The following is a 23,896-nucleotide window of genomic DNA, read 5'->3' on the forward strand; positions in this document are numbered from 1 at the left end:
CTCTGCACGCACGGCTGATCTATCGTGGCAACTGTGGTCAACACCTCACCTCTCAATCGCATTCCGGCGGAGTTCTCCGCCGTGACGTCGGTGCTGCGTCAGGCGCGCAGCACGAACAACGTGTCGATTTCCGAGATTCCCGCTCCGGCCCGCCTGGCTCCCTACTCCTATGCGCTCGGGGCCGAGGTCAGCGCCGATGAGACCTTTCTGCGAGCCAGCGGCGAGGCCATCGACGAACTCGCCACGGGCCGCATCGTCGTCCTCTTCGATCCCGCCGCCCCCGAGGAGTGGGAAGGCTCCTTCCGAGTCGTCTCCTATATCCGCGCCGAACTCGAACACGAACTCGGCAATGAGACGATGCTCGGACATGTGGCATGGAGCTGGCTCGAAGATGCCCTCGATGCCAACGACTGCCAGGTGCTCGCCGTCGGCGGGACGACCACACGGGTGCTGTCCGAGAGCTTCGGCACCTTGGCCGACCGCCCGGCCACGATAGACTTGGAGCTGCGCGCCTCGTGGACACCCGTGATTGACGAGCCGGATCTGATCGGCAATCACTTCGAGGCCTGGATCGATCTGCTCAGCACAGTCGCCGGACTGCCACCACTTCCTGAAGGAGTCACAGCCCTGCCCGGGCGCCGTCGATGACATCTGAACTACCGCTTTTGGAGACACCCGCGAACGGCATCCCCGACGTCGTCGATACCCCGGAGGACCTCTCCTCCTCGATTGCCAGTCTGGCAGCCGCCAACGGTCCGATCGCCGTCGACGCCGAACGCGCTTCCGGAATCAGATACGGACAGCGTGCCTTCCTCGTCCAGCTGCGCCGGGAGGGTGCGGGCACCTTCCTCCTCGATTCCGAGACGCTCGGTGACCTCAGCGACCTCAACCCGGCTCTCGGCTCCGATGAGTGGGTCATCCATTCGGTGACGCAGGATCTGCCGTGCCTGCAGGAGCGCGGAATGCGCCCGGCGGCTCTGTTCGACACCGAGCTGGCCGCCAGGCTGCTCGGATGGGAGAAGTTCGGTCTGGCCGCGGTCGCCGAACGCACCCTCGGGGTGCGTCTGGCGAAGGAGCATTCGGCCGCCGATTGGTCGACGCGTCCGCTGCCGAAGGAGTGGCTGAACTATGCCGCCCTCGACGTCGAAGTGCTCCTGCCGATCCGCGATATCCTCCACCAGCAGCTTCTCGACTCGGACCGGTGGGAGTTTGCGCAGCAGGAGTTCACGCACCTGCTCGATTTCACGCCGAAGCACTTCGATGAGCCGTGGCGACGCACGCATGGACTGTCGAAGATCAGGTCCCGCCGCGACATCGCCCGAGTCCGTGAGCTCTGGCAGGCCCGTGACTCCATGGCCCGTGAAGCCGATCTGGCTCCCACGAAGATCCTGCGCGATCGTGAGCTCGTCGCCCTCGCCCAATCCGGTGTGAAGTCCAGCGACGACATCCTGGCTCAGTGGCGCAGGCTCTCCCGCGCCGAGGCGGCCCGACTCTTCCGTGCCTACCGCAAGGCCTCCCGTTTGGGCGCCGAAGAGCTGCCGGGACGGTCCGAGCGCGGACGGTCGAAACGCAGCGAATTCAACCCGGCGGAGATCAAAGAGCGGGTGGCGGCGCTCAAGGCCGCCATGTCGGAGCTCTCCGAAGAGCTGACGATCCCCCACGATGTGCTCCTCCAGCCGGCAATCGTGAAGTCCCTGGCCGCGGAGTCGAGCGTCGACGTCGAAGGCTACCTCGCCGAGGCGGGAGCCCGACCCTGGCAGATCGAGCTCAGTGCCCCCGTGCTGAAGAAGACCTTGGCCGGGCTCCCCCAGGCCTGAACTCACACCGCGCGGCGGGAACTCTGATCGGCTCGATCGGCCACCTCGGTGGGCAGGGCCTTGAGGATTTCGGACACGATCGTGTCGACGTCGAGGCCCACCTCGGCGAGGATCTCTTCACGTGTCCCCTGCGGCAGGAACTCATCAGGCACGCCGAGTTCGAGCACCCCGATCCGCGAATCGGCCTCGCGCAGGTCGGAGCGGACCTGTGAACCCACACCGCCGATCTTCACTCCGTCTTCGATGACGGCCACCAGACTGTGGTCGGTCGCGAGGTCGATGACGGATGCGGGCACTGGCAGCACCCATCTGGCGTCGATGATCGTCGCTCTCAATCCCTGTTCTGCCAGACGGTCGGCGACGTCACCGGCCAACGTGGCGAAGGGCCCAACGGAGACGATGAGCACATGGGGCTTCGACCCGGCCGGCGCCTCACGGAGGATGTCGACGCCGTCGTCGAGCCGCCTCAGCGCGGGGATGTCGGCCCCGACGCTGCCGCGGGGAAATCTCACCACGGTCGGGGCGTCGGTGACGGTGACGGCTTCGCGCAGCTCTTCGGTCAGCCGTGCGGCGTCGCGGGGTGCGGCCAGGCGCAGTCCGGGGACGACGCGCAGCATCGCGATGTCCCAGATTCCGTGGTGGCTGGCTCCGTCGGGGCCGGTGATGCCGGAACGGTCGAGGACGAAGGTCACACCCTGCCGGTGGAGGGCAACGTCCATGAGCACTTGGTCGAAGGCGCGGGAGAGGAACGTGGAGTAGATGCACACGACGGGGTGGAGTCCGCCGTAGGACAGGCCCGCCGCCGAGGCGACCGCATGCTGTTCGGCGATGCCGACGTCGAAGACGCGGTCGGGGAACTCCTCGGCGAATTTCGCCAGCCCCACGGGCAGGAGCATGGCGGCGGTGATGGCGACGATGTCATCGCGTTCCTCGGCGAGTGCGCAGATCTCGGTGCCGAACACGGAGGTCCATGACGTCGATTTCGACGGTGTCGATCTCCCGGTGACGGGGTCGATGACGCCGACGGAGTGGAACTGGTCGGCGTCGTCGTTGACGGCCGGGTCGAATCCGTGCCCTTTCTGCGTGATCATGTGGACGATGATGGGGCCGCCGTCGAACTGTTTGGCCAGTTGGAGGGCCTTGTCGACCGAGGGCAGGTCGTGTCCGTCGACAGGGCCCAAGTATTTGATTCCGAGTTCGTCGAACATTCCGGTCTCGGGTGGGCTGACCATGTCTTTGAGTCCGCGTTTGACGCCGTGGATGGCGCTGTAGGCGGCGCGGCCGGGTCGGCCGGATTGGCGGAGCGTCTCCTTGCCCCAGGTGAGCAGCCTCTCGTAGCTCGAGGTGGTGCGCAGCTCGTCGAGATGGGCGGCGAATCCGCCGACGGTCGGGGCGTAGGAGCGGCCGTTGTCGTTGACGATGATGACCAACCGCCTCGGCGGGGTGGAGGTGTCGGCAGCGATGGTGTTGAGCGCTTCCCAGGCCATTCCCCCGGTCAGGGCTCCGTCGCCGATGACGGCGACGACGTGACGGTCTCGCTCACCGGTGAGCTGGCGAGCCTTGGCGATGCCGTCGGCCCAGGACAGGGAGGCCGAGGCGTGGGAGTTCTCGACGACGTCGTGCTCGCTCTCGCGTCGGCTCGGGTAGCCGGAGAGTCCGTCACGCTGCCGCAGGGTGGAGAACTCCTCGCGGCGGCCGGTGAGCAGTTTGTGCACATATGTCTGGTGGCCGACGTCGAAGATGATCGTGTCGCGCGGCGAGGCGAACGTGCGGTGAAGGCCCATCGTCAGTTCGACGACGCCGAGGTTGGGTCCCAGATGTCCGCCGGTGCCGGACACGGTCGTGATGAGGTAGTCGCGGATCTCTTTGGCCAGCACTTCGCATTCGCCAGCCGAGAGTCGACGCAGATCGGCGGGCGAGCCGAGGGATTCGAGAAAGGACATGCGGCCTCAGTTCTGACGACATCGTTGGCGGACAGATTCCATTCGCCCCATCCTATCGCTCGCCGCAGGTTGTGACTCATCCCGTTTCATGCGTGCCCTGCAGCTGGGCTCTCACCCGGCCGCTCCTCTTGCTGCGGGTCGCGTGTCCTCCCGCTTGGCGCGTCTCCTAGGGTGCCGACACAACTGACACCGGCCGCCGCTCGCCACCCCTTTGGCGGCAATTCATACGGCTGGCAGCGCACCATTCATCCGTGGCGGCACACCACCCTGGTGCACCACGTCATCATGCGGCCGCCAGCGCGTGATGCGCGTGTTTCAGTGCGCAATGTCTCCCACGAGGATGCTCGGGGACGAAGTTTCCGAGGTCAGCGGGAGCGGCCGAGTGTGGCGAGGAGGTCTTCGTGGAGTTCGAACCAGACTCGGTGCGCGGACTCCCGGTCAGCCCCGGTCACCCAGGCGGGGTCGCTCGCAGCGAGGCGGATAGCCGTGCTGAATCGTTCGTGGTAGCCGCGGAACCGTGGCAAGCGGTGCACCAACCGCTCTTCGAGGCTTGCCCACGCCTCCCCTGCCCGCGCGAGGTCCTTGATGGTCTCAGCCGGGCTCACCTGCGTTTCGGCGATGCCCATTTCGGCCAACTGCCAGCGTGTGCAGGCCTCGGTAACCCCTTGATTGAGCGGTTCGAACTCGTCCATGACCGACTCCACCACGACTCGTGCGCCCGCGCGTTCCAGCTCTTCGCTCAGGAGCTTTTCGCCTTCTGCCTTGCCGGCCTCGGTCAGCGACCATCCGCCTTCGTCCGCGAACCGGGTCCAGACTACCTGCCCTGCTGTCTGCGCATCGAGCAGGGCTTCGTCGACAAGGGCCGCCGGGAGACTCGTACGCTCGCCCACGGGAACAGTTCCGGCGTAGCCGAGGATCCGCACAGCACGGAGGACCTGCAGCCGGATGTCATCGTCTGACGTCATTGGGACTCCTTCAAGGTGATGGTTCCGGTGGTGCCGTCGACGACAACGAGCGCGTCGTCGGGCAGGCACATGGCGGAAGTCATGTCAGTGATGGCTGGGATGCGGAATTCGCGCGCGATGATCGCTGCGTGCGACAGCACCCCACCGCGGGTGGTGATGACAGCCGACGCCCGGGCAAGCAAAGGCGTCCACGCCGGCGATGTCGCCTCGCAGACCAACACGTGACCGGCTTCAAAGCGGGAGAAGTCATCGAAGCCCGAGATGATGCGCAAGCGCCCGCATGCGGTGCCCGGGCTCGATGGTGTGCCGGACGTTGCACCCACCGTCGGCGTCTTCACATTCGGCCTCGGGGCAGCAGGAGAGTATTCGATGGTCACAGGTGCGGTTACCGGCCGGGCCTGCAGCAGCCACACTCGATCGCCTGCAATCGCCCACTCCATGTCCTGCGGGCCGCCGACATGCTCCTCGACCGATTTCGCGGTCCGGCCTATTTCTGCGGCTTGTGCAGGGTCGAGGACTGAGTACTGCGTTTGGCAGCGAGGCTCCTCCTCCGGCCTGATCCGCCATCGCTCCGCGTGCGCATCGCCGGACACGAGCCGATCGCCTAAGCCGTGGACGGCCTCGACGATGAGGTCTCGTCGTCCGGTGACGGGATCAATTGTGAAGGTGACACCGGCCGCAGAGGGCGACAGCATCCGCTGCACGATGACGGCGACGTGGCCCGGTACGTACTTACCGACAGCGGAGGCGTATATGTGTGACTTGGCGACAGCGCCACGTGTCCTACGCACCTCGGCCTCGACCTCGGCGTACTCCACCTCCAGCCGCGTGTGGAACTGACCGGCGAACGACGACTCGCGCCCGTCCTCGGCCATCCCCGAAGACCGCACCGCGAAGTTGGAGCCGCCCAGCGCGTCCAGAACGTCGGGCAGTTCGCGTTCCCAACCATCGCCCGGATCGATCGGCAGGACGAATCCGTCCGGGATCGCGAATCCAGCCCGAGACAGTTCGCCCAGCACAGCTGCCTTTGACCCGCACGCCTCGTCTGCGTCGCGAAGCGAAACGAAGGCATTCACGGCCGAGCATCCAAGCGGGCGAGCACGCGCGCCATCCGCTGCTGCGCGGCCTGCCCCGACCTCAGGCCCAACGCGGCGGCGATCTGTTGGAATGTCACGCCTCCCGCTCTTGCAGCGAACAACAGGGCCGCCTCGACCTGGTCCAGCTCAGCTCGTGCGGCGCCGATCAGCCCCAACCCAGCGGTCACGACATCCTGTTCGACGTGCTCGTCCGCAGCCTTGTGAGCCGCCAGCCTCACCAGGTCACAGTCACTCGCCGGCTGCTGCGAATGCTGCCACGGTCGCGCCGTCAATTCGTCGCCTCCGGCAGCGCCGAGGACAGCACGATGGGCGGCAAGAGCATCAGCGTGAGTACGTTCATTCAGAGCCATAGAACAATGCTGATCCATCAACATTCTGTTGTCAACAATGTGTTGATACCGGCGCAGTGGACTCGAAGGAGCGCCGGCAACGCAATCCGACCCGCATGACAGCGACCGTCCCTCACCTTTCGCCGCACAGCGCACCGCTGCAATGAGGCGATTTGCCACGAACGGTGACGGATTCCTTGGCATCAGTGTGTTTTGTCACGAGCGGTGAGGGATGCCCAACTGCGTGGAGGACGTGACGCGAACGGTGAGGGATGCTCGATCAACGGCACCTCCGCACACCGTCCGGGGACGACGAAGGCCGGTGGGAAGAATCCCACCGGCCTCCGTTGTGCTCCAGCTCAGCGCTTCAGCGCGAACCGACTGCCGCAAGTCGGAGACTCACAGCACCTCAGCGTCTTCTGCGATCAGGCTTCTGCGAGCTGACGCAGAACGTACTGAGACATGCTTCGATGACCAGTCTCGCCTGTAAAACGTCTACGCAAGAACAAAACACCTGGTCAGAAAGTCAGAGCGGTCCCGAAGTCGACTACCGCTCAATTGATGAAGCACGTCAGTCAACATGCTTCCATTGCGGCAACTGACGCGAACCGGCATCTCTCGGCTTGTGGACATCGACCCCGTAGTCGAGCGGTCACGATCACCAGCAATGAGCCGACCTTACGGCTGTGTCCGGCACCGACTGCCGAATTGTTGGCACTGGATAGGCCGTCCGTGGCGGCTGTCGAGCGCAGCGACGTGGAACACGCAATTTGTGTGTGACACCAGCGACTCGGATGACCAGATCCACGGCTTTCGCTCGCGGTACCACGTCACTGGTCCACGACTGCTCCGTCAGCCCCAAGTCGCGACAGTGTCTCAACCCTAGTGGCTGGATTTCGGCTCGCTATCTCGAAGTCCAGGTCAATGCCTATTCCAGAACCAGTAGGAACGGATACGTGACCGTCGACGGTCTCGGGTATCGGACTCAGCATCGCGGTCTGGTCGAACTCCTGCCGTTCGCTTTGGTTTGAAGCGGTGTACCTTTCTGTGGCGGAAGCGACCGAGTGATCGGGCAGCTCCATTATTCCCAGATTCGCGACTGCACTGGAGACTTGCAAACATGCAGCGGTGCTCACTGGACTGAGCGGATTATGAGGAACAACTTTTGACCCGACGGATTCCGCAATGGCAGCGATCTTCATGGCACCTGTAATGCCTCCGGCCAAACAGACACTGATCCTCGTGTAAGCCAACGGATATCGGCTGAGCAACATCTGAAACTCTTCAGGCGTGTGCAACCGCTCCCCCGTCGCTACCGGCACCGGCACCGAGGACGCGACAAGCGCCATCGAGTCGAGGTTGTCCGGACGGACTGGGTCCTCGATGAACATAGGCATCACATCCGCGACAGCGCGGCCGAACGTCACAGACTCGCTAATGCTCAGTCGCCGATGCAGCTCGACGCACAGATCAAGTCCGTCACCGACCTCGTCGCGCAACTTCTCGAGCACCATGACTGCCCCGCTGATGTATTGAGCATTCGACGTTTCCAGCCTCTCGCCGCGGTCAATATCGAGGAACGGCGACAGGTGCCCCACCGCTGTATACCCCTCATCCTGAGCCTTCTTGCAGTCTTCGACGAGCTCATCGACAGTTGCCCCGGCAACATGTTTATACACTCGCACTCGTTCTCTCGCTGCCCCGCCGAGGAGTTCATAAACAGGCACGCCGAGACGCTTTCCCGCCAAGTCCCACAGCGCGATGTCGATCGCGCTCAACGCCCCCATGATGACGGCACCGCGGAAATGATATGCGCGATACATGAACTGCCAGTGGTGCTCGATCCTCCGCGGATCCTGTCCGACGAGGTAATCAGCGAAAGTCTTCACCACTTCGGCGGCAGCTTCCTGGTAGGCCCAGGCACCGGACTCACCGACCCCGTACAGTCCGTCATCGGTTTCGATGCTGACGTAGAGAATCCGGTTGACCTGGACAGGGCGAACAGCAGTGATCTTTGGCATCAAGCCTCCTGTTGAATTAGTTGGTGCGTAGTTACGAGCCGAGTGGAATCAGCCGATAGGTTTTCGCTGGCTTTCACTTCGTCCACGCAAGGCGAGGCGTGGACGAAACGCCTTGGACATCTATAGAAGGAAGGGAGCCATGATCGACAGAATGATGAGCATCATCGCCCCGCCAAGGCGGGAAGCGATCTGAAGGAACGGCATCAATTCGAGTCGACCTGCCGCGGAGAGGACGGCGACGTCTCCCGACCCGCCCATATCAGCCATTCCGAGGCCCCCGCTGATGGAGGATTCGACAAAGTAGAAGCCGACCAGCATTCCTGCCCCGCCCGCAGCTGCGGCCGCAACGATCACGGTCACCACGACGATGAGGAGGTAGCGAGGATCGGACGCGATCTCGACGATGGCATCGAAGTCGACCATGCCGGCGCTGATCGAGACGAGAACGGCAGGGATCCAGGCGTGCGAGATGAAGTTATACCACTGCTCAGCACCGAGATTGAGGTGTTCTGGCAAGAGGTTGAAAATCTTGAGCACAGCAGCCACCACGATGATCCACACGTAAGCATGCAGCCCCGGAATCAAGGACGACAGTATCTCTCCAACCATGTAGATCGTGATCGACAGCACCAGGCCAACGGTGATGTCTTTAATCGTGAGAGGCGCTTCGTCTGAAGCCTTCGAATAATCGAAGTCGCCTTTGCGCATCATTCGGCCCTCGCCGCTGAAGCTCTTTGCCGTCACGGCCTTACCGATCCCGTTGAGGATTCCCGCGATGATGATGCAAACAACGTTGGCGACGATGACTGCTGGGGCGATCTGCTCGAGGAACGAACCGGCGTCTCCCCCGCTTGCTGAGGCGAAGATTTCCGACATTGGAACAGCACCCGCAGCCATGCCGCCGCCCATGACTGGCCCTACGACCAACATGACTGCTCGGCCGACGCCGAACCCGGTGATCAATCCCATCAGCGCACCGACGAGAAATGCTGTGACGACGCCGGCGATGATCGGGAAGAAGAAGCGCGCGCCGACGCTGACCAATAGTTTCCGATTCATTCCGAGAATAGATCCGACGATCAGCCCCGTGACGACGAGTTCAGAGAATCCGAGCTCGTTGTAGAACGAATCAGCCAAGTCGGCGAACTCCTGAGGGAATACCCCGGTGAAGACGATCAAGGCCGGAACGACGATGCACAGCAGCGATCCTCCACCGAATGTATTGAACACAGGAATAGAGTCGCCGATGTATTTCAGGGCACCGCCGACGATCATCGCTATCGCCATACCGCTGACGATGTTGACTGGCATGACATTGAGGAAGATGGCGGCGATAATCACCACCAGGAAGGCCAGATAGAAGGGCCACGGGAAGCCCATGATTGTGCGTTGCTTGCTGTCCTGGTACTGGTTGTGCTCGGGTGCCTCAGCGTTGCCGCGAGCTTGCGCGATCTGAGATTCGTAATGCGTCATTGCATCTCCCTTTTTTGGGTTCGCCCATAGCCGCAATGCGCTACGCCAACCGGCACCGCACATTGCGCTACGTTAAGTTACTAGTCTGTGTACGCGATTCGAGTGATCGCTGGCCTGCTCGAGGCCCGTGGCCTCGCCTCAAATCTGGTCCGCGGTCGACGAGCCACGCCTAAAGTGTGCTCTCTACTTGGTGGTTTCACTCCCCTCGAAGCACGTCGATGATGGCTTGACCGAGTGTCTCCGTGGTGCCATGTCCTCCGACGTCGGGCGTCAGCACTGTCGGGTCTGCGGTCCGGAGGACTTCGTCGATGGCTTCCTCGATATCTGTTCCAGCTGCCTCAGAGCCGAGGTGGTCGAGCATCATCGCTCCCGACCAGATCTGGCCGATCGGGTTGGCAATTCCTTGGCCTGCGATGTCGGGGGCCGAACCGTGGACGGGCTCGAACAGGCTGGGAAACTCGCCCGTCGGGTTGATGTTGGCACTCGGTGCCACACCGATCGTGCCCGTGCACGCAGGACCGAGGTCCGAGAGTATGTCACCGAAAAGATTGGATGCGACGACGACGTCGAACCATTCCGGGTGCTGGACGAAGTGAGCAGTGAGGATGTCAATGTGAAATTGGTTCGTCTCGATGCCTGGGTGATTCGCCTGGATCGCTTCGAACCTCGTGTCCCAGTACGGCATGGTGATCGAGATACCATTGCTCTTCGTCGCCGACGTCACCTTCTTGCGGCGCTTCGCGGCCTGAGCGAAGGCATACTCCATGACACGGTCGACGCCGATCCGCGTCATCACCGTCTCCTGCATGGCAAGCTCACGGTCAGTCCCTTCGAACAGCACGCCGCCCGCGTTGGAATATTCCCCTTCTGTGTTCTCTCGGACAACGAGGAAGTCAACGTCGCCGGGCTCTTTGTCACGCAGGGGCGGAGTGATACCGGGAAGGATCTTGCACGGCCGGAGATTCACGTACTGGTCGAACTGCCTTCTGAACTGCAGGAGGCTCCCCCACAGGGACACATGGTCGGGAACCACATCGGGCCAGCCAACAGCGCCGAAGAAGATCGAGTCGAACTCACTCAACTGGTTTTTCCAACCATCAGGCAACATCTGGCCGTGCTGTTGGTAGTACTCGACGCTCGCAAAGTCGAACCATTCGAACTCCACGTCAACACCCTGACGCTGACCGGCAACTTCGACGGCCTGCACACCAAATGGCATGACTTCCTTTCCGATCCCGTCTCCTGGAATGACTGCAATCTTCGGCATGTACGTACCTCCACTTTCCTGTGCGTCGGGCCCGTACTAGAGGGGATCCCGACGATGCTTTGATTCGCTTGGCCACGAATCTAACAGCGAAATCAGTCGTTTCACCCGCCGTTCGAATCAACTCAGGCTTGATCAGAATGCAATGATGATCCGACCAATGTTGAACGGTCTCTACCTAGACTGGGACCGTGAGAGTCGACGATTTCCAGTTCTTCGCCACGATCGGCGAAGAGATGAACCTGACTGCAGCGGCCAGGTCAATGGGAATGTCGGTGTCAGCAGTGAGCAGGCGGCTCACACAATTGGAGAACCGACTCGGCGTCCAGTTGATCAAACGCACCTCGCGTCAGATGCTATTGACCAGCGAGGGCCTGCGCTATTTCGAGGGCGCTCGACGCATCGTGCATGAGGCCGACGTACTACACGCCGACATCTCCAACAGCGTCGACAGCGAACGTGGGACTCTCGTTGTGTTCGGCACTTTGGGATTCGGGCGCACGCACCTGTCTGAGTTGGTGGCGGACTTTCACACGCTGTACCCGAATATCGAGATTCATCTAGAGCTCTCAGGCGACCCATTCGACCTGGAGAACACTCATTTCGACATGCTCGTCGGAGTCGGCGCAGCAAAAGACTCTCAACTGACTTACCGCAGGCTCCTGACTAACCGTCGGGTACTTTGCGCGTCACCCGACTACGTCAATCGCAGAGGCTACCCGAGCTCAGTTTCTGAGCTACCTGACCACGACTGCATCATTCTCAATGAGCATGAGCCCGACTTCACTCTGTGGAAGTTCGAGCTCGATGGCGTCGTCATACCGGTCCGGGTCCGTGGGCCGTTGCGATGCAATGACGGCGACACAGTCACCAAATGGGCAGTTCTCGGGCACGGAATTGCAATGCGCTCGATTTGGAACGTCCGCAGGTTCTTGGAAAGCGGCCAACTGGTCCCGATACTGCCGAATGTGCCGACCATTCGATCAGACGTATACCTCGCCTTTCCCAATAACGAGTACTTCCCGCTACGCGCCAGGCGCTTCACCGAGTTCCTGCAGCAGGAGATCCCAAAGCGGGTGAAGTCGGCGGCCGACTTCGTCGACTACACCGACTAAGCACCATACTGGCGTTTCAAAAGACCCGCCCACCACTCAAAGGAGAGAACACTATGGCCAAGATACTCATCATGGGACTAGGAGCACTCGGATCGGTCTACGCTGCGCTGATGAAGAGCGCCGGCCACGAAGTCCACGGAGTGGGGCTGGCAGCTGACCACATAGATGCAATCGCGGATCATGGCCTAAGAGTCAGCGGTGCCAGCGGAGACCGCACGGTCCAACTCGACTCGGTCAGCACGACGGCCGACAGGCTCGCCGCCGATTTCGACCTGATTGTCATCGCCACGAAAGCCTACGACGTTGAGCAAGCAGCGCTCGATACAGCACCATTGGTCGGTCGGAACACAGTCGTCCAGTCGATCCAGAATGGAGTCGGATCGATGGATCTCGTCGCTCCGCATCTTCCGCAATCTCAACTATGCCTAGGGGTCGTGGGCGGATTCGGTGCATCGCTACCCGAACCAGGACACGCCCATCACAACGGAATGGCATTAGTCCGCTTCTCTCCGTATTCAGATCTGCCGATGCCTGAAGTCGACGAAGTGGTCGAGATCTGGCGATCCGCGGGCTTCGACGCCACCTCACTACGCGACCCTTCCCGTGTCATCTGGGAAAAGCTGATCATGAATGTCGCATTCTCCGGCCCTGGAGTACTCAACAAGCTCACCATTGGCGACATGATGACAAACGAAAACGCCTGGCAGGTCTCTAAGGCTTGCCTCTTGGAAGCGTTCGCTGTCGCACAAGCACTGGAAGTCCCAATCCAGATCACCGACCCGGTGCACCACGTGCGTACGCTCGCAGGAAACATCCCTGACGCGAAGCCCTCCATGCTCCTCGACGCACTGCGGGGTTCCCAAGGTGAGATCGACGTGATCAACGGTTCCGTCGTCCGCTTCGGCGCAGAAGCCGGGGTGCCGACTCCTGTCAATTCGACGGTAGTCAATCTCGTCAAAGCATGGGAGACAACTCTCTAGACCAAACGGCTGAAAGTTATAACGCAGATCAAAAGCTAGGTCTCGTCGAATTTGGTTTCGGGCGACAGAAAGGAGATCGTCGAACTCATTCGATAGGGGCTACCAACCGAGCCGACAGTCTGGGCCCGAGAAGGGCCATCAAAGCAGATTCTGATACTCCGCATGCTCGAGAAGTAACTCTTCTTCAAGAACACTGGCGAGCTCGGCAACCCTGCCACGAGGTTTAGCATCTGACGGCCACGCCAATCCAACAGTCTGCACGAGATCGGCCTCTGCAATCCGGACAAAGGGGACATTTGGATACCCCTGGCGGATCACCGCCTGGATCGGTACGAACGTGAGCCCAGCCGAATGAGCGGACAGCTGCACGCCGGCGCTCACACTGCTACCCCGGATCACCTTTCTCGGCTTCACACCGAGGCGTGTTAGGAAGTCAGCCACTATTGCACCGAGGTTATGATCAGCGTGCATCAAAATGAGTCGCTGGCTTTGCAATATCGGCTTTAGCTTCGCCGCTGGCACACAACTACCCGATCGAAAGGAACCAGCATGGTCCCCAAGGGATTTGAGAACTTCGCCGGCGACGACAACTTCTTCCTCGGTTATCTTGTGAAAATCGACACCGACCCCTGCACGCACAGCTGACATCACAGCCAGATCAAGATTCTTGGACCTGACCAGTCCCATCAAGTCCGCATTTGACAATCCAAAGAAGCTAATCTGCAACTCTGGGTGATGCCGCAAAATTGCCGGAAGGGCACGTGGTAGTAGGATTTCTGACCGCCATGTCGTGGCCCCCAAACGAACAGACTCGCCAGCGAGCTGGCCCATATCAGCCAGATCTGTTTCCATTCGCGAGCGAAGCCGATTTACCGCCACGAGGTACTCGTAATAGCGATGTCCCTCAGGCGTCAGTTCCAACGGCTGGTTTGTCCGATCGATCAGAACGACACCCACAGATCGCTCTAAACGGGATAGATAGCGGCTTAATGCCGGTTGGCTAATGAAGAGGGACTCGGCCGCGCGGGTGAGATTTCCCTGGTCGATGATAGCTCTCAGATACCGCAGTGATTCTTCCATTAATCGCCTCCTATTACATACATGTTATGACATGTAGCAGGTTTTGGCATTGGACGACGGTGAGCAGGCTCACTTAGTGTCGATGTCGAGGGGGCTCTGGATGCAAAAGAAAATCAGAGGCATCTACTTGCATTAGACGAGGCCCTGAGGGAATAGGTAACAGTTCTTCACATGAGCGACGGGTCCAACGCTCAGGCGGTCCAAGTCCAAGTTGTCTACTCCATGGAAACGATTCAACTTTAACCAGAACGTCCGAGGAAACGGTCGGACCGATCCGACACCTGTTCAAGCAAGCTTCATCTTGAACTAAGAGGCCACAACGGCCGTCAATGAGTCGCCAGTCGCACCTGGCTGCACATCAAGAAAGGAATCGAATGGCCATCACATCGGTATCAGCACGGGGAGTACGTGTCCCCGTCTCTGTCGACATCAGCCAATCAACCCGAAAATTGAACCAACGAGATTACGTCATCGTTCAGATCCGAGATTCCGAATCCGAGTGCGTTGGTGAAGGACTGTCGTATGTTGGAACGGCAGGTGCCAAGTCAGCCGTCGAACTGATCGACGATGTCCTCTCATCGACGATTATCGGTGGAGACCCAGCTGACACCTCAGGCTTGTACGCACGTCTGTATCAGGAAGGGCTCATGCAGGGCCGCCGAGGAATTCTCGTCCGCTGCATCGCGGCAATTGATACAGCGCTTTGGGATCTTGCAGCAAAGCGAGCTGGTCTGCCTTTGGCATCCATGCTCGGAGGACACACAGGTCCGGTGCCGGCGTACGCCTCGGGCGGATATTACAAGGCTGAAGATACCGACAGGCCCCAAACAGTTCGCGAAGAAATCGAATTCAACAAGTCGCTAGGGTTCAAAGACCACAAGATCAAAGTCGGCGGTACCTCCGTCAAGGAAGATGCAGAACGCATCAAAGCAGCAATCTCTGTGTTGGACTCCAATGAGCGCTTGGCAGTAGACGCGAACAACGCCTACAAAACTCCAGCTGAAGCAATTCACGCCACGCGATCGCTGGAGGCCGCGACTGAGGGCCACGGACTCTGGTGGATGGAAGAGCCCCTAACGCCGGATGATATTGCTGGCCACGCTCGTATAAGTCGATCAGTCGATACTCCAATAGCCACAGGTGAAGTCCACCAGACACGACACGAATTCCTGCAACTCTTACAGCAGGAAGCTGCATCTATTCTCCAGACTGACGCGGGAGTTGTCGGTGGCATTACCGAATGGGTGACAATCGCCCGCACCGCGTTGTCGTTTGGCGTCCCCGTAGCACCGCATTGGCACGCGAATATTCACGTCCATCTGGTCGCCTCAGCGGAGAACGGCCTAGTAGTCGAACATTTCGCCAAGGCCAAGGGCATTTACAACATGGAGGAACTGATGACGCCAGAAAGTCGACTTGAGTTCAAGGACGGAAACGTCATCGTTCCTGACCGACCAGGACTCGGATGGGAATTCGATACAGACAAGATCGCTCGGTACGAGGTGAAGTGAGCTGAGTCAGATTGAACAAGTCTGTGCCGGAGCATCGACCGAATTGAGGCCAAGGCAAGGGTGGCGGACGCAATGCGGTCGACACATGCCACAGCGCGCCTCGAACGCCAGAGCTATCCTCTTAATCCATTTCAGTTGAAAGGCATGTAATGACGCATCCTGAAACTCACGACAACCGCACAGAACTGCGCCCGTCGAGTAGGAGCGAGCCGCCACAAGGCTGGCGACAGCTCAGACACGTTGGACCTGGACTAATCATCGCCGCCACAGGAATCGGGGCTGGCGATATGGTTAACGGCCTCAACGCAGGAACGAATTACGGTGGCCTGCTGCTGTGGGCAATCATTCTGGGCACAGTCATAAAGTTCCCGCTCAGTGAGGCGACAGGAAGACTGTTCATGGTGACCGGCAAGACAGTGCTTGAGGCATGGCACGAATGGAGCAAAGCGGCTTCGGGATACTTCATGGTCTTCTTCTTCCTTGCCAGCTTCATCACTGCTGCTGGAATCTGCTCCGCAGCAGGACTTGCTATGTCGGCGCTCTTCCCCGGTCTTATGCCGCTATGGGCATGGGCAATACTGCATTCGTTACTGGGATTCGTTCTGGTGTGGGTGGGCCGCTATGGACTCTTCGAGAAGGTCATGGGAGTTCTCATCGGCCTCATGTTCATCACGGTCATTGCTCTAGCATTCCTGACGGAACCGGACTACACCGCTTTGGGCACCGGGCTGATCCCGAACATTCCGGATGGCGCTTCGTTGGCTATTCTGGCGCTCATCGGTGGCATCGGTGGGTCGCAGTCATTGGCCTTCTATCCGTATTGGGTGAAGGAACGCGGCTGGACCAGCCCGAAATGGATCCCGATGATGCGAACAGACCTCACAATTGGTTATGCCGCAACTGGAATCTTCATGCTGGCGATGATGCTGATTGGCTCGGGACTACTTTTCGGCACGGGTCTGAACATCAGTGGCTCCGAAGGATTAGTGACACTGGTTCAGCCGCTACAGGAGCGGGTCGGCTACGTGGCAAGGGTGATGTTCCTCATCGGTTTCTGGGCCGCGGCTACAAGTACGATCTTCGGAGTCTGGGACGGCAGTAGTCACCTGTTTGCTGACTTCATCAGAATCGTCAAGAAGGCAACAGGAGAACAGGCCGCAGCCATACTCAACCCAAAAGGCATCTGGGCTCGAGGCTTCCTCGTCTTCATCGCCTTCCCACCAATGGTCCTCTTGGTCTTTGACCGGCCCGTCCTACTTGTCATTATCTACTCGGCGCTCGGCGCAATCTTCTTCCCCTTCTTGGCAGCCTCACTGCTGTGGTTCATGAACAAACAGGGTCTGGCAAAAGGGCATCGGAACGGAATACTTTCAAATGCCTTCCTAACGATAAGCGGGCTGTTCTTTGTCGCTTTCGGCATTCTCGCTGTCACAGGCGCGGTCTAGTCCGGATGCAGAAGCCAACAAGTAGTAGAACGAGGCAACAAAGCATAAAGCTGAAGCACCCATTGCTATCAGAAAGGCACCAATGAGCTCTCTCACTTACGCACAGGCGGCAGCTCAGGGAATATGGAACTCACAAGTCGACGAGATCGGCTACATTCCCTCGGTTACGGTCGCCCCGGTCATTGATCATCTTGTAGAACTTGATGGGGGAAATAATGGACGATCGTCTCATGTCAACCCGCTGTCCCGCGAGGAAGAAGCAGTCGGAGTCATTGGCGCTCTCCCCCTTGCGGGTAAATTTGGGGCCGTCGTTATGCAGGACAACGGTTTCGGCAATAACATCACAGCGCTGACCACCTTCTCCATCTCCTACCACCTGCCAATGCTCATCTTTGCCAATACCAGGGGGAGCCTCGGCGAATACAACTCGATGATTCATTCCGTCAGCCAGCCAGTCCCCGACTTGCTCCGCAGATTGGGTCTGCCCGTCATTGAACTCGACAGGAGATCTTCTGCCCAAGACTGGGAAGACACGGTCTCCGAGGCCGGCAACCACGCGAAGATGACGTACCGCCCAGTCATCGTACTTGGATCATTCTGGAACACGGATGGAAAGGTCGCCTGAAATGAGAAGATATCAAGCTCTCCAGTTGATTAACGAACTCACCGCTGATCTCCCCCTGGTGGTGACGTGCGCGGCCACGAGCCGCGAACTGGCTGCCGGTGAAACGCGAGACAATCACTTCTACGTACTCGATTCAATGGGACTCGTCGGATCTATTGCGACCGGACTGGCTATTGCGGCCAAAGGATCTGATGTTCAAAAGGTGATTGGTCTTGAGGGAGACGGTTCGCTATTCATGAATCCCAACGTATTGCCGACAGGCGGCTTCCTTTCCCCGAACAGGCTCTTTCTCATTCTTCTCGACAATCAGGTATATGGGTCGACCGCAGACATACCCACATACGCCGATCGCGTGGACCTTGGAGCGATCGCAGAAGCATCGGGCTGGACAGTGGGACGAGCAGACGATGAGGCTAGCTTCAGAAGCGAGTACGCCCGTCTACTAAACACAGCCGGGCCGACATTCCTCCACATGAGAATTGAGCCAGGCAACGCCACCGATGTGCCGAAGCTGCTGGTCGATCCGGTGACGATAACAAATCGCTTTCAGGCGTGGTTCACTCACCGCCTGGGACAGGGGACTGAGGTCAACGCGTGACTGGTACAAACTTCAAAATCGGCGCAGGGATACAAACCATCAATCCGACCAGCGGCAATATCATTGACGAATTCGAGTTCACAGGCCCTAAGGAACTCTCTGAGATCTTGGACGAAGCAACCGCAACATTTGCACAGTTCAAACGATCTACCGTGACGCAACGCGTCGAAGGCATACGTCGGCTAAGCGCCATCTTGTCGCGACAGCGCGACGAGTTCGCCACCCAGATCACTCGCGAAATGGGAAAACCGACAACTCAGGCTCACGGTGAGATCGACAAATGCATCAACGCATGCGAGTACTACGCGACTCACCTACCCGAGATGCTGAAACCACGCGACATCGAAGTCACTCCCGACCGCGCGGCTGTGCACCTACGTCCTCTCGGTGTGATCTTCGCGATTTTGCCGTGGAACTATCCGTGGTGGCAGGTGGTACGCGCAATGTTGCCAGCAATCGCAGTCGGCAATGTCGTCGTGCTCAAACATGCAGAGTCTGTAACCGGATGCGCATTTTCAATACAAGATGCGTTCCGAGAAGCATTCGGAAGCAAAATCATGAACACAGTAGTTCTGCCAGGAGAGCGTGCTTCGGAGACAATCGGGGACGACAGAATTGCCGCTGTTACCTTCACTGGCAGTGAGCGGGTTGGTGCCCTGGTTGCGCAAGCAGCTGGTGCTGCTCTGAAGAAATGTGTTCTTGAACTCGGCGGCTCCGACCCGTTCATCGTTCTCGATGACGCAGATGTCGAGAGCGCGGCCAAGGCCGCAGTAAAGTCGCGGTTCCTCAATAATGGGCAATCGTGCATTGCGGCAAAACGCATACTGGTACCAAGAAAACAGAGAAGCGAATTTGTCGCGTCTCTCGACCGACACTTGCAAGAATTGTCGGTGGGTGATCCCATGGATCCAAAGGTCGAAGTTGGTCCTATTGCTAGGTACGACCTGTTAAACCACTTAAATGATCAAAGAAGTCGAGCGGTGGCCTTGGGCGATCTGGTGCTCGGGGAAACTACACATCCGGCTGGACCGGGCGCTTGGTTCGCGCCGATCCTGATGGAAGTACAAAGTTCAGACTCCCCGCTGTTAAGGGAAGAGACCTTCGGACCACTCGGTGCTGTGACCTTCTATGAAACTGAGGAAGATGCCGTGGCGATCGCCAATGACACTCAATACGGTTTAAGTTCCGCGGTGTGGAGCAGTGATGAAACACGCGCCCAAAGAGTCGCAGCTCGAATCAAAGCCGGATCAGTGTTCATCAACGGAATCTCCGCGTCCGACCCTCGTTTGCCCGTCGGAGGAATCAAAGCCAGCGGCTACGGACGTGAACTTGCTGACTATGGCATAGCCGAGTTTGCCAACATTCAAGCAGTGCGAGTCACGTCTACTGGTAGCTGAAAACCCGCGGATGGCAACAATCGAAATCTAGTCTCGGCGCGAGAGGTATGCCAAAAGCAACCGACTTCGACCGATTGGTCTAGAGTTCTTTCGATGATTGACCATTCCAAATGTCACGTTAGAGACGTAACGGCCAAACTACGACGCCGAGTTTTCACAGATGATCAACAGACAGTACTTGATTCGCTACTGGCAAAACATGGGCAGACGGGCCCGCCCGTTTGAGAGCGACTTTGGAAGCGGTGTTCGCTGCGGTGGCCACTGTTCGATGTCGCCTGGTCAACTCGGTCAATAGGCGTCCGCCTCTTCCCCTGTCCTCTGACTGGATTTGTCGGCCAAGAATGTAAAGTCTGTGCCGACGGTGTCGGTTCAGATACCGTCGGCACAGACGGCCGAATACGTCAGCCGAACTGCTCCATCCACAGGTTGGCAATATCATCTCGGCGCGCGAACCAGACCTTACCCTTGGCCTGACAGTGCTCAATGAACTCTCGCAGGGCGTTCGTCCGTCCCGCCTGTCCGATGAGACGCGGATGAAGTCCGACCGACATCATCTTCGGAGCGCCTCGCTCCCCTTCAAGCCACAGTTCGTCGAAACCGCGGCGAGCGAACTCGAAAAAGTCGCCTGGAGCTTTCGTCCCCTGGATATCGTTGTACGTCAACGAGTATGGAACGACGAGATGGCGCTCTCCTTGTACTTCGGTGAAGTACGGGAGGTCATCGTTGTAGGCGTCTGAATCGTAGAGGAAGCCACCGTGCTCGACGACGAGTTCACGCGTGTTCACGGAGGGACCGTAGCGGCAGTACCACCCATTGGGTGCCGACCCCCAGGTGGTTTTAAATGATTCGACAGCATCATGAATGCGCTGCGCTTCTTCCTCGCGCGTCATCCGCCAGTGCTCTTCCCAGCGGTAACCGTGGGAGACGAGGTCGTGGCCGAGCTGACGCGCGGCAGTGGCGACATCCGGGTTCATCTCGAACGCACGTGCGCAGGCGAAGAAAGTGGCATTGATACCGAACTCCTCGAACAATCTCAGCAGACGCCACACGCCCACTCGAGAACCGTATTCGTACATTGATTCGGTCGCCAGATCACGGACTTCGCTTGGGAACGGGTAGGCGACTTCCGCGATCGAGTCGTTCTCGCCGTCGCCGAGGAAGTGACTGTACTCGGATCCCTCTTCGTAGTTGACGACAAGGTTGACGGCCACATTGGCCCCGCCGGGGAACTGGGGGTGTGGTGGGTTCTCACCGTAGCCGACCAGATCGCGGATCGGGCCATAGGATTCGTTATTCATGGTTTCTCCTAGGAGTTCGGTGGGGTCAGTCGGTAGGGTCGAGTTCCTCGAATGAACGGTTGTGCGTCTCCGTGACAACACGAGAAATAATGAAAATGCCGATATAGATGATGACGACGATGCCGAAGGTCATGTACTCGTTGACGTTCTCAAACAGCGCTGACGCAGCCAGCGGGATCAGGGCTCCGCCAATGAAGCCGATGTTGACGACGACTGAGGTGCCCAGTCCGCGGATTTTTGTCGGGAAGAGTTCAGGCGACCAGGTCCAGATCGTCGTGTTGACGACCATGACGCTGAAGTTGAACAGGAATCCGAGGAGCATGATTAGGAAGGGGCTCGTGGCGAAGAACGCGAAGAGGATAATCGTTACAGCCGCTAGAACTGAACCGATGGCGATCATACGTTTGCGTGGGAACGAATAGGCACCGATCGAAGCGAGGATCGCGCCGAGCAATCCGCCGATGTTCTGGACCATCGTGAAGGTCAGGCTGCCGCTGATCGAGTAGCCGCGCTCGACGAGGAGCAGTGGCATGACGAGCAAGATACTGAATTGAGCGCCCCAGGCGAGGAACGCCACGATCGAAAGACCGATGGTGCGCTTGCGCTGCCCGGAGATGAACAAGTCGGAGACTCGACCGCTTTCCGAGACCTCAGCGGAAGCAGCATCCACTTCCGCGGCGCTGAAGTACTCGACCGCTTCGCCCGCAGTTCTCAAACGCATCTTGCCCTGCTCGAGTCGCGTCAGAGATGCGTTGAGTTCTGACGTCCGGTGCTTTTCCAGCAGAAACCGTGGCGTCTCGGGGAGATAGCGGCGGAAGAAGAAGACGAGCACTGCGGGGATGCCAAGCAGGCCGAATGCCCATCGCCACGCTTCATCTCCGGCTGAGATCATCGCGGCAAACGGTCCGAGAACGAAGATTGTGTAGGCGAACGCGATGAACATGCCGACGCCAGCGGAGATCGTGTTGAACAGAGAGACGAACAGTCCGCGAATGCGGGTGGGCGTCAGCTCTGATAAGTAGGTCAGTCCGACGGCGATCTCACCGCCGACGCCGATCCCCGTAATGATGCGGGCGACGGTGAGCATTTCGTAGTTCATCGAGAAAGCTGCGACGACTGATCCGAAAGAATAGATGCCGACGCTGACGGCGAGAACCGCACGGCGGCCCGCTCGGTCAGCGAGGTATCCCCCAGTGACTCCGCCGACGGCGATGGCCAGTAGGGTCGCGGTCGACAGCAGGGCGATGTCTTGGGCCGACGCGCCGAATGCTTCCTGCAGTGACGGGCCAAGTGAGGCAAGGATGAGCTGTTCCATGACCTCGAAGAGTCCGCCGGTCACGACCAGCAGCAGCGCGAGGTAATGGACTTTCGTCAGTTTGATTCCGTCGACTATGTCGCCTAATCGACTATGATTCTTATCGTGGTATGTCGTGTTCATGAGAACTCCATCGTTCGATTCAGTTGAATGCGATATATCCTCCCCGGCGGTATCCGGGGTTCCCCGAATAGCGAACTGGCAGGTTCGCTATTCGGGACCGGAACTTTCTTTCGATGTCCCGGCAGTCTGTGAATTCTGACAACCACTGGCGCGGCCATCAATCGTTGCGATCTCGTGCGGATCCCCCGCACTGATCAGGTGTGGCGCTTCTCCGCGGAGGAGAAGACTTCAGTGTGGTGTGGTGCTGTCTGCTGGTCTGTTGGGGGCGGGAAAGCTGAAGACCGATACGAGAACCGACTCCCCCGTGTTACGCAGCGCATGTTTAAGGTCTGCCGGGATGTAGATCGCGTCGCCTTTGGAGAACTCCACAGTTCCCTCGGACGTGATCAGCTCGCCTCGCCCTTCAGCTACGAACATGACTTCCGCCGTGCTGTGAGCGAGTTCGGCCGTGGCTGGCTCACCTGCGTTCACCGCCGCAACGCCCAGGCATTGGCTGATTTCGGGAACGTTGATGTCGCTGAGTAGCATCGCAGATTCGCCGACCTGCCCCGAACTCGGGTCTAGTCCGGCAGAAGCCCGAACGGGCTGGTACTTCTGGTTCGTCATCGAACCTCCTCTTGTGTTGTGAATGCAATCAGGAGTGAGGCAGGATTCGTGACTTGTTCCTGCTCAGGTGGGTTTTCATGGTCGCGTAGGCAAGGTCGATATCTCCATCAGCAACTGTGTCGAGAACCTGCTGATGTTCTTCGTAGAGCCGGTGCCGATGATCGACATCTTGAAGTGAGAGCTGGTTGATCAGTGCCCAAAGTGGCTGATTGTCGATGGAGATGACTTCGTAGGCGAGCTCTCCCAGCAGCTGATTGTCGAGAGCAGCGGCGAGTTCGAGATGAAACTGGAGCGCGAGTTGAGTGAACTCCGGTACGTTCTCGTCGACTTCGAGGATCGCTCCGGCGTTTTCGTGAACCTTTCGTGCTCCGTCGATAGCGGCATGGCTGCCGGCGAGCTCTCCGGCGATGCTCGGCTCGATGACCAAACGCGTATCGATGACATGTTCCGGGCGTGCACCGTATTGGAACTGTTCGGACGATTGCAGGCGCTCGACTCTCGTCGAGATGTAGGTGCCGTCCCCGTGACGGACATCGATGACCCCGATCATGTCGAGGGCGAAGATTGCCTCGCGAACGGTGCTCCGGGAGGCGTTATAGCGTTCGGCAAGGTCTCGATCCGATGGCAGTTTCTTTTCCGTCCGGCCGTCTTCGGCCTGAATCTCTCGCAGTAGATCCTGCGCGATTGGAATGTATCGTCGCTTCGGCTGCGCCGTCTTGCGCGATTGGTCCGATGACTTCATATACAGAGGTTAGACCTGAGCTGCAGTAATCGTCAATAGCGCAAATGAGTGAAACGGAAGCAACCTGTCAAGAGGCCTCGATAACGCTGGAGATGGAATTGCCCAGCAGCTGAGGTGCCCTGCGCCCGATTGCATTCGAACCCCAAGGACAA

The 23,896-nt window shown here is 59.2% G+C and carries 21 protein-coding genes; 9 read left to right on the forward strand and 12 right to left on the reverse strand.

Features of this window, described 5'->3' with window-relative positions; translation table 11 throughout:
- Positions 1–33 precede the first annotated feature (33 nt).
- Together AC3CD9_RS07015 and AC3CD9_RS07020 are read left to right on the forward strand one after the other, a co-directional pair.
- Positions 34–648 (forward strand): DUF3000 domain-containing protein, encoded by a 615-nt coding sequence (locus AC3CD9_RS07015; RefSeq protein ID WP_488366958.1) that lies wholly within the window; start codon positions 34–36, stop codon positions 646–648.
- A 17-nt stretch (positions 649–665) separates the two neighbouring features.
- Positions 666–1,817, forward strand: coding sequence for an HRDC domain-containing protein (locus AC3CD9_RS07020; protein WP_488366959.1), 1,152 nt, complete (start codon positions 666–668; stop codon positions 1,815–1,817).
- A gap of 2 nt (positions 1,818–1,819) precedes the next feature.
- Here the strand turns inward: AC3CD9_RS07020 and dxs are convergent, their stop codons facing one another.
- The 7 genes from dxs to AC3CD9_RS07055 all read right to left on the reverse strand — a co-directional run bounded on the left by dxs (position 1,820) and on the right by AC3CD9_RS07055 (position 10,912).
- Positions 1,820–3,760: a 1-deoxy-D-xylulose-5-phosphate synthase gene (gene dxs / locus AC3CD9_RS07025; protein WP_488366960.1), complete on the reverse strand. Its 1,941-nt coding sequence runs from the start codon at positions 3,758–3,760 to the stop codon at positions 1,820–1,822.
- A 365-nt stretch (positions 3,761–4,125) separates the two neighbouring features.
- On the reverse strand, positions 4,126–4,725 hold the full coding sequence (locus tag AC3CD9_RS07030; RefSeq protein WP_488366961.1) for a hypothetical protein: 600 nt from the start codon (positions 4,723–4,725) through the stop codon (positions 4,126–4,128).
- Positions 4,722–5,801: a PEP/pyruvate-binding domain-containing protein gene (locus tag AC3CD9_RS07035; protein ID WP_488366962.1), complete on the reverse strand. Its 1,080-nt coding sequence runs from the start codon at positions 5,799–5,801 to the stop codon at positions 4,722–4,724. The genes AC3CD9_RS07030 and AC3CD9_RS07035 overlap by 4 nt, the downstream gene beginning before the upstream one ends.
- Positions 5,798–6,172, reverse strand: coding sequence for a hypothetical protein (locus AC3CD9_RS07040; RefSeq protein ID WP_488366963.1), 375 nt, complete (start codon positions 6,170–6,172; stop codon positions 5,798–5,800). The genes AC3CD9_RS07035 and AC3CD9_RS07040 overlap by 4 nt, the downstream gene beginning before the upstream one ends.
- 809 nt (positions 6,173–6,981) lie before the next feature.
- Entirely contained in the window at positions 6,982–8,172 is a 1,191-nt protein-coding gene (locus tag AC3CD9_RS07045; RefSeq protein WP_488366964.1) for a mandelate racemase/muconate lactonizing enzyme family protein, read from the reverse strand.
- A gap of 120 nt (positions 8,173–8,292) precedes the next feature.
- Positions 8,293–9,645 carry a 2-hydroxycarboxylate transporter family protein gene (locus AC3CD9_RS07050; protein WP_488366965.1) on the reverse strand — a complete coding sequence of 451 codons (1,353 nt, stop codon included), beginning with the start codon at positions 9,643–9,645 and terminating at the stop codon, positions 8,293–8,295.
- A 196-nt stretch (positions 9,646–9,841) separates the two neighbouring features.
- Positions 9,842–10,912: a tartrate dehydrogenase gene (locus AC3CD9_RS07055; protein ID WP_488366966.1), complete on the reverse strand. Its 1,071-nt coding sequence runs from the start codon at positions 10,910–10,912 to the stop codon at positions 9,842–9,844.
- 188 nt (positions 10,913–11,100) lie between these two features.
- On the opposite strand from AC3CD9_RS07055, the gene AC3CD9_RS07060 reads away from it, so the two are divergent.
- A complete protein-coding gene (locus AC3CD9_RS07060; protein ID WP_488366967.1) occupies positions 11,101–12,024 on the forward strand; it encodes a LysR family transcriptional regulator in 924 nt (307 codons plus the stop codon).
- A gap of 53 nt (positions 12,025–12,077) precedes the next feature.
- The gene (locus AC3CD9_RS07065; protein ID WP_488366968.1) at positions 12,078–13,004 is read left to right on the forward strand and encodes a ketopantoate reductase family protein; all 927 of its coding nucleotides are present in this window, start codon (positions 12,078–12,080) and stop codon (positions 13,002–13,004) included.
- Between the two features lie 138 nt (positions 13,005–13,142).
- Here AC3CD9_RS07065 and AC3CD9_RS07070 read toward each other — a convergent pair whose 3' ends face one another.
- Positions 13,143–14,084 carry a LysR family transcriptional regulator gene (locus tag AC3CD9_RS07070; protein WP_488366969.1) on the reverse strand — a complete coding sequence of 314 codons (942 nt, stop codon included), beginning with the start codon at positions 14,082–14,084 and terminating at the stop codon, positions 13,143–13,145.
- A 374-nt stretch (positions 14,085–14,458) separates the two neighbouring features.
- Between AC3CD9_RS07070 and AC3CD9_RS07075 the strand changes: the two genes are divergently transcribed.
- The 5 genes from AC3CD9_RS07075 to AC3CD9_RS07095 all read left to right on the forward strand — a co-directional run bounded on the left by AC3CD9_RS07075 (position 14,459) and on the right by AC3CD9_RS07095 (position 19,660).
- Positions 14,459–15,595, forward strand: a complete 1,137-nt coding sequence (locus AC3CD9_RS07075; RefSeq protein WP_488366971.1) for a mandelate racemase/muconate lactonizing enzyme family protein — start codon at positions 14,459–14,461, stop codon at positions 15,593–15,595.
- 149 nt (positions 15,596–15,744) lie between these two features.
- Complete coding sequence (locus tag AC3CD9_RS07080; RefSeq protein WP_488366972.1) at positions 15,745–17,040, forward strand: Nramp family divalent metal transporter; 1,296 nt, start codon at positions 15,745–15,747, stop codon at positions 17,038–17,040.
- 82 nt (positions 17,041–17,122) lie between these two features.
- Complete coding sequence (locus AC3CD9_RS07085) at positions 17,123–17,665, forward strand: thiamine pyrophosphate-binding protein (protein ID WP_488366973.1); 543 nt, start codon at positions 17,123–17,125, stop codon at positions 17,663–17,665.
- A 1-nt stretch (position 17,666) separates the two neighbouring features.
- Positions 17,667–18,263, forward strand: a complete 597-nt coding sequence (locus AC3CD9_RS07090; protein WP_488366974.1) for a thiamine pyrophosphate-dependent enzyme — start codon at positions 17,667–17,669, stop codon at positions 18,261–18,263.
- The gene (locus AC3CD9_RS07095) at positions 18,260–19,660 is read left to right on the forward strand and encodes an aldehyde dehydrogenase family protein (RefSeq protein WP_488366975.1); all 1,401 of its coding nucleotides are present in this window, start codon (positions 18,260–18,262) and stop codon (positions 19,658–19,660) included. Before AC3CD9_RS07090 ends, AC3CD9_RS07095 begins: the two co-directional genes overlap by 4 nt.
- 401 nt (positions 19,661–20,061) lie before the next feature.
- On the opposite strand, the gene AC3CD9_RS07100 is transcribed toward AC3CD9_RS07095, so the two are convergent.
- The 4 genes from AC3CD9_RS07100 to AC3CD9_RS07115 all read right to left on the reverse strand — a co-directional run bounded on the left by AC3CD9_RS07100 (position 20,062) and on the right by AC3CD9_RS07115 (position 23,744).
- On the reverse strand, positions 20,062–20,958 hold the full coding sequence (locus tag AC3CD9_RS07100) for a polysaccharide deacetylase family protein (RefSeq protein WP_488366977.1): 897 nt from the start codon (positions 20,956–20,958) through the stop codon (positions 20,062–20,064).
- A 25-nt stretch (positions 20,959–20,983) separates the two neighbouring features.
- Positions 20,984–22,396 (reverse strand): MFS transporter, encoded by a 1,413-nt coding sequence (locus AC3CD9_RS07105; RefSeq protein ID WP_488366978.1) that lies wholly within the window; start codon positions 22,394–22,396, stop codon positions 20,984–20,986.
- Between the two features lie 228 nt (positions 22,397–22,624).
- Positions 22,625–23,002, reverse strand: a complete 378-nt coding sequence (locus AC3CD9_RS07110; RefSeq protein WP_488366979.1) for a cupin domain-containing protein — start codon at positions 23,000–23,002, stop codon at positions 22,625–22,627.
- A 28-nt stretch (positions 23,003–23,030) separates the two neighbouring features.
- Positions 23,031–23,744: a FadR/GntR family transcriptional regulator gene (locus tag AC3CD9_RS07115; protein ID WP_488366980.1), complete on the reverse strand. Its 714-nt coding sequence runs from the start codon at positions 23,742–23,744 to the stop codon at positions 23,031–23,033.
- Between the last annotated feature and the right edge of the window lie 152 nt (positions 23,745–23,896).

The sequence above is a fragment of the Brevibacterium sp. MGP-B1 genome (assembly GCF_057766545.1).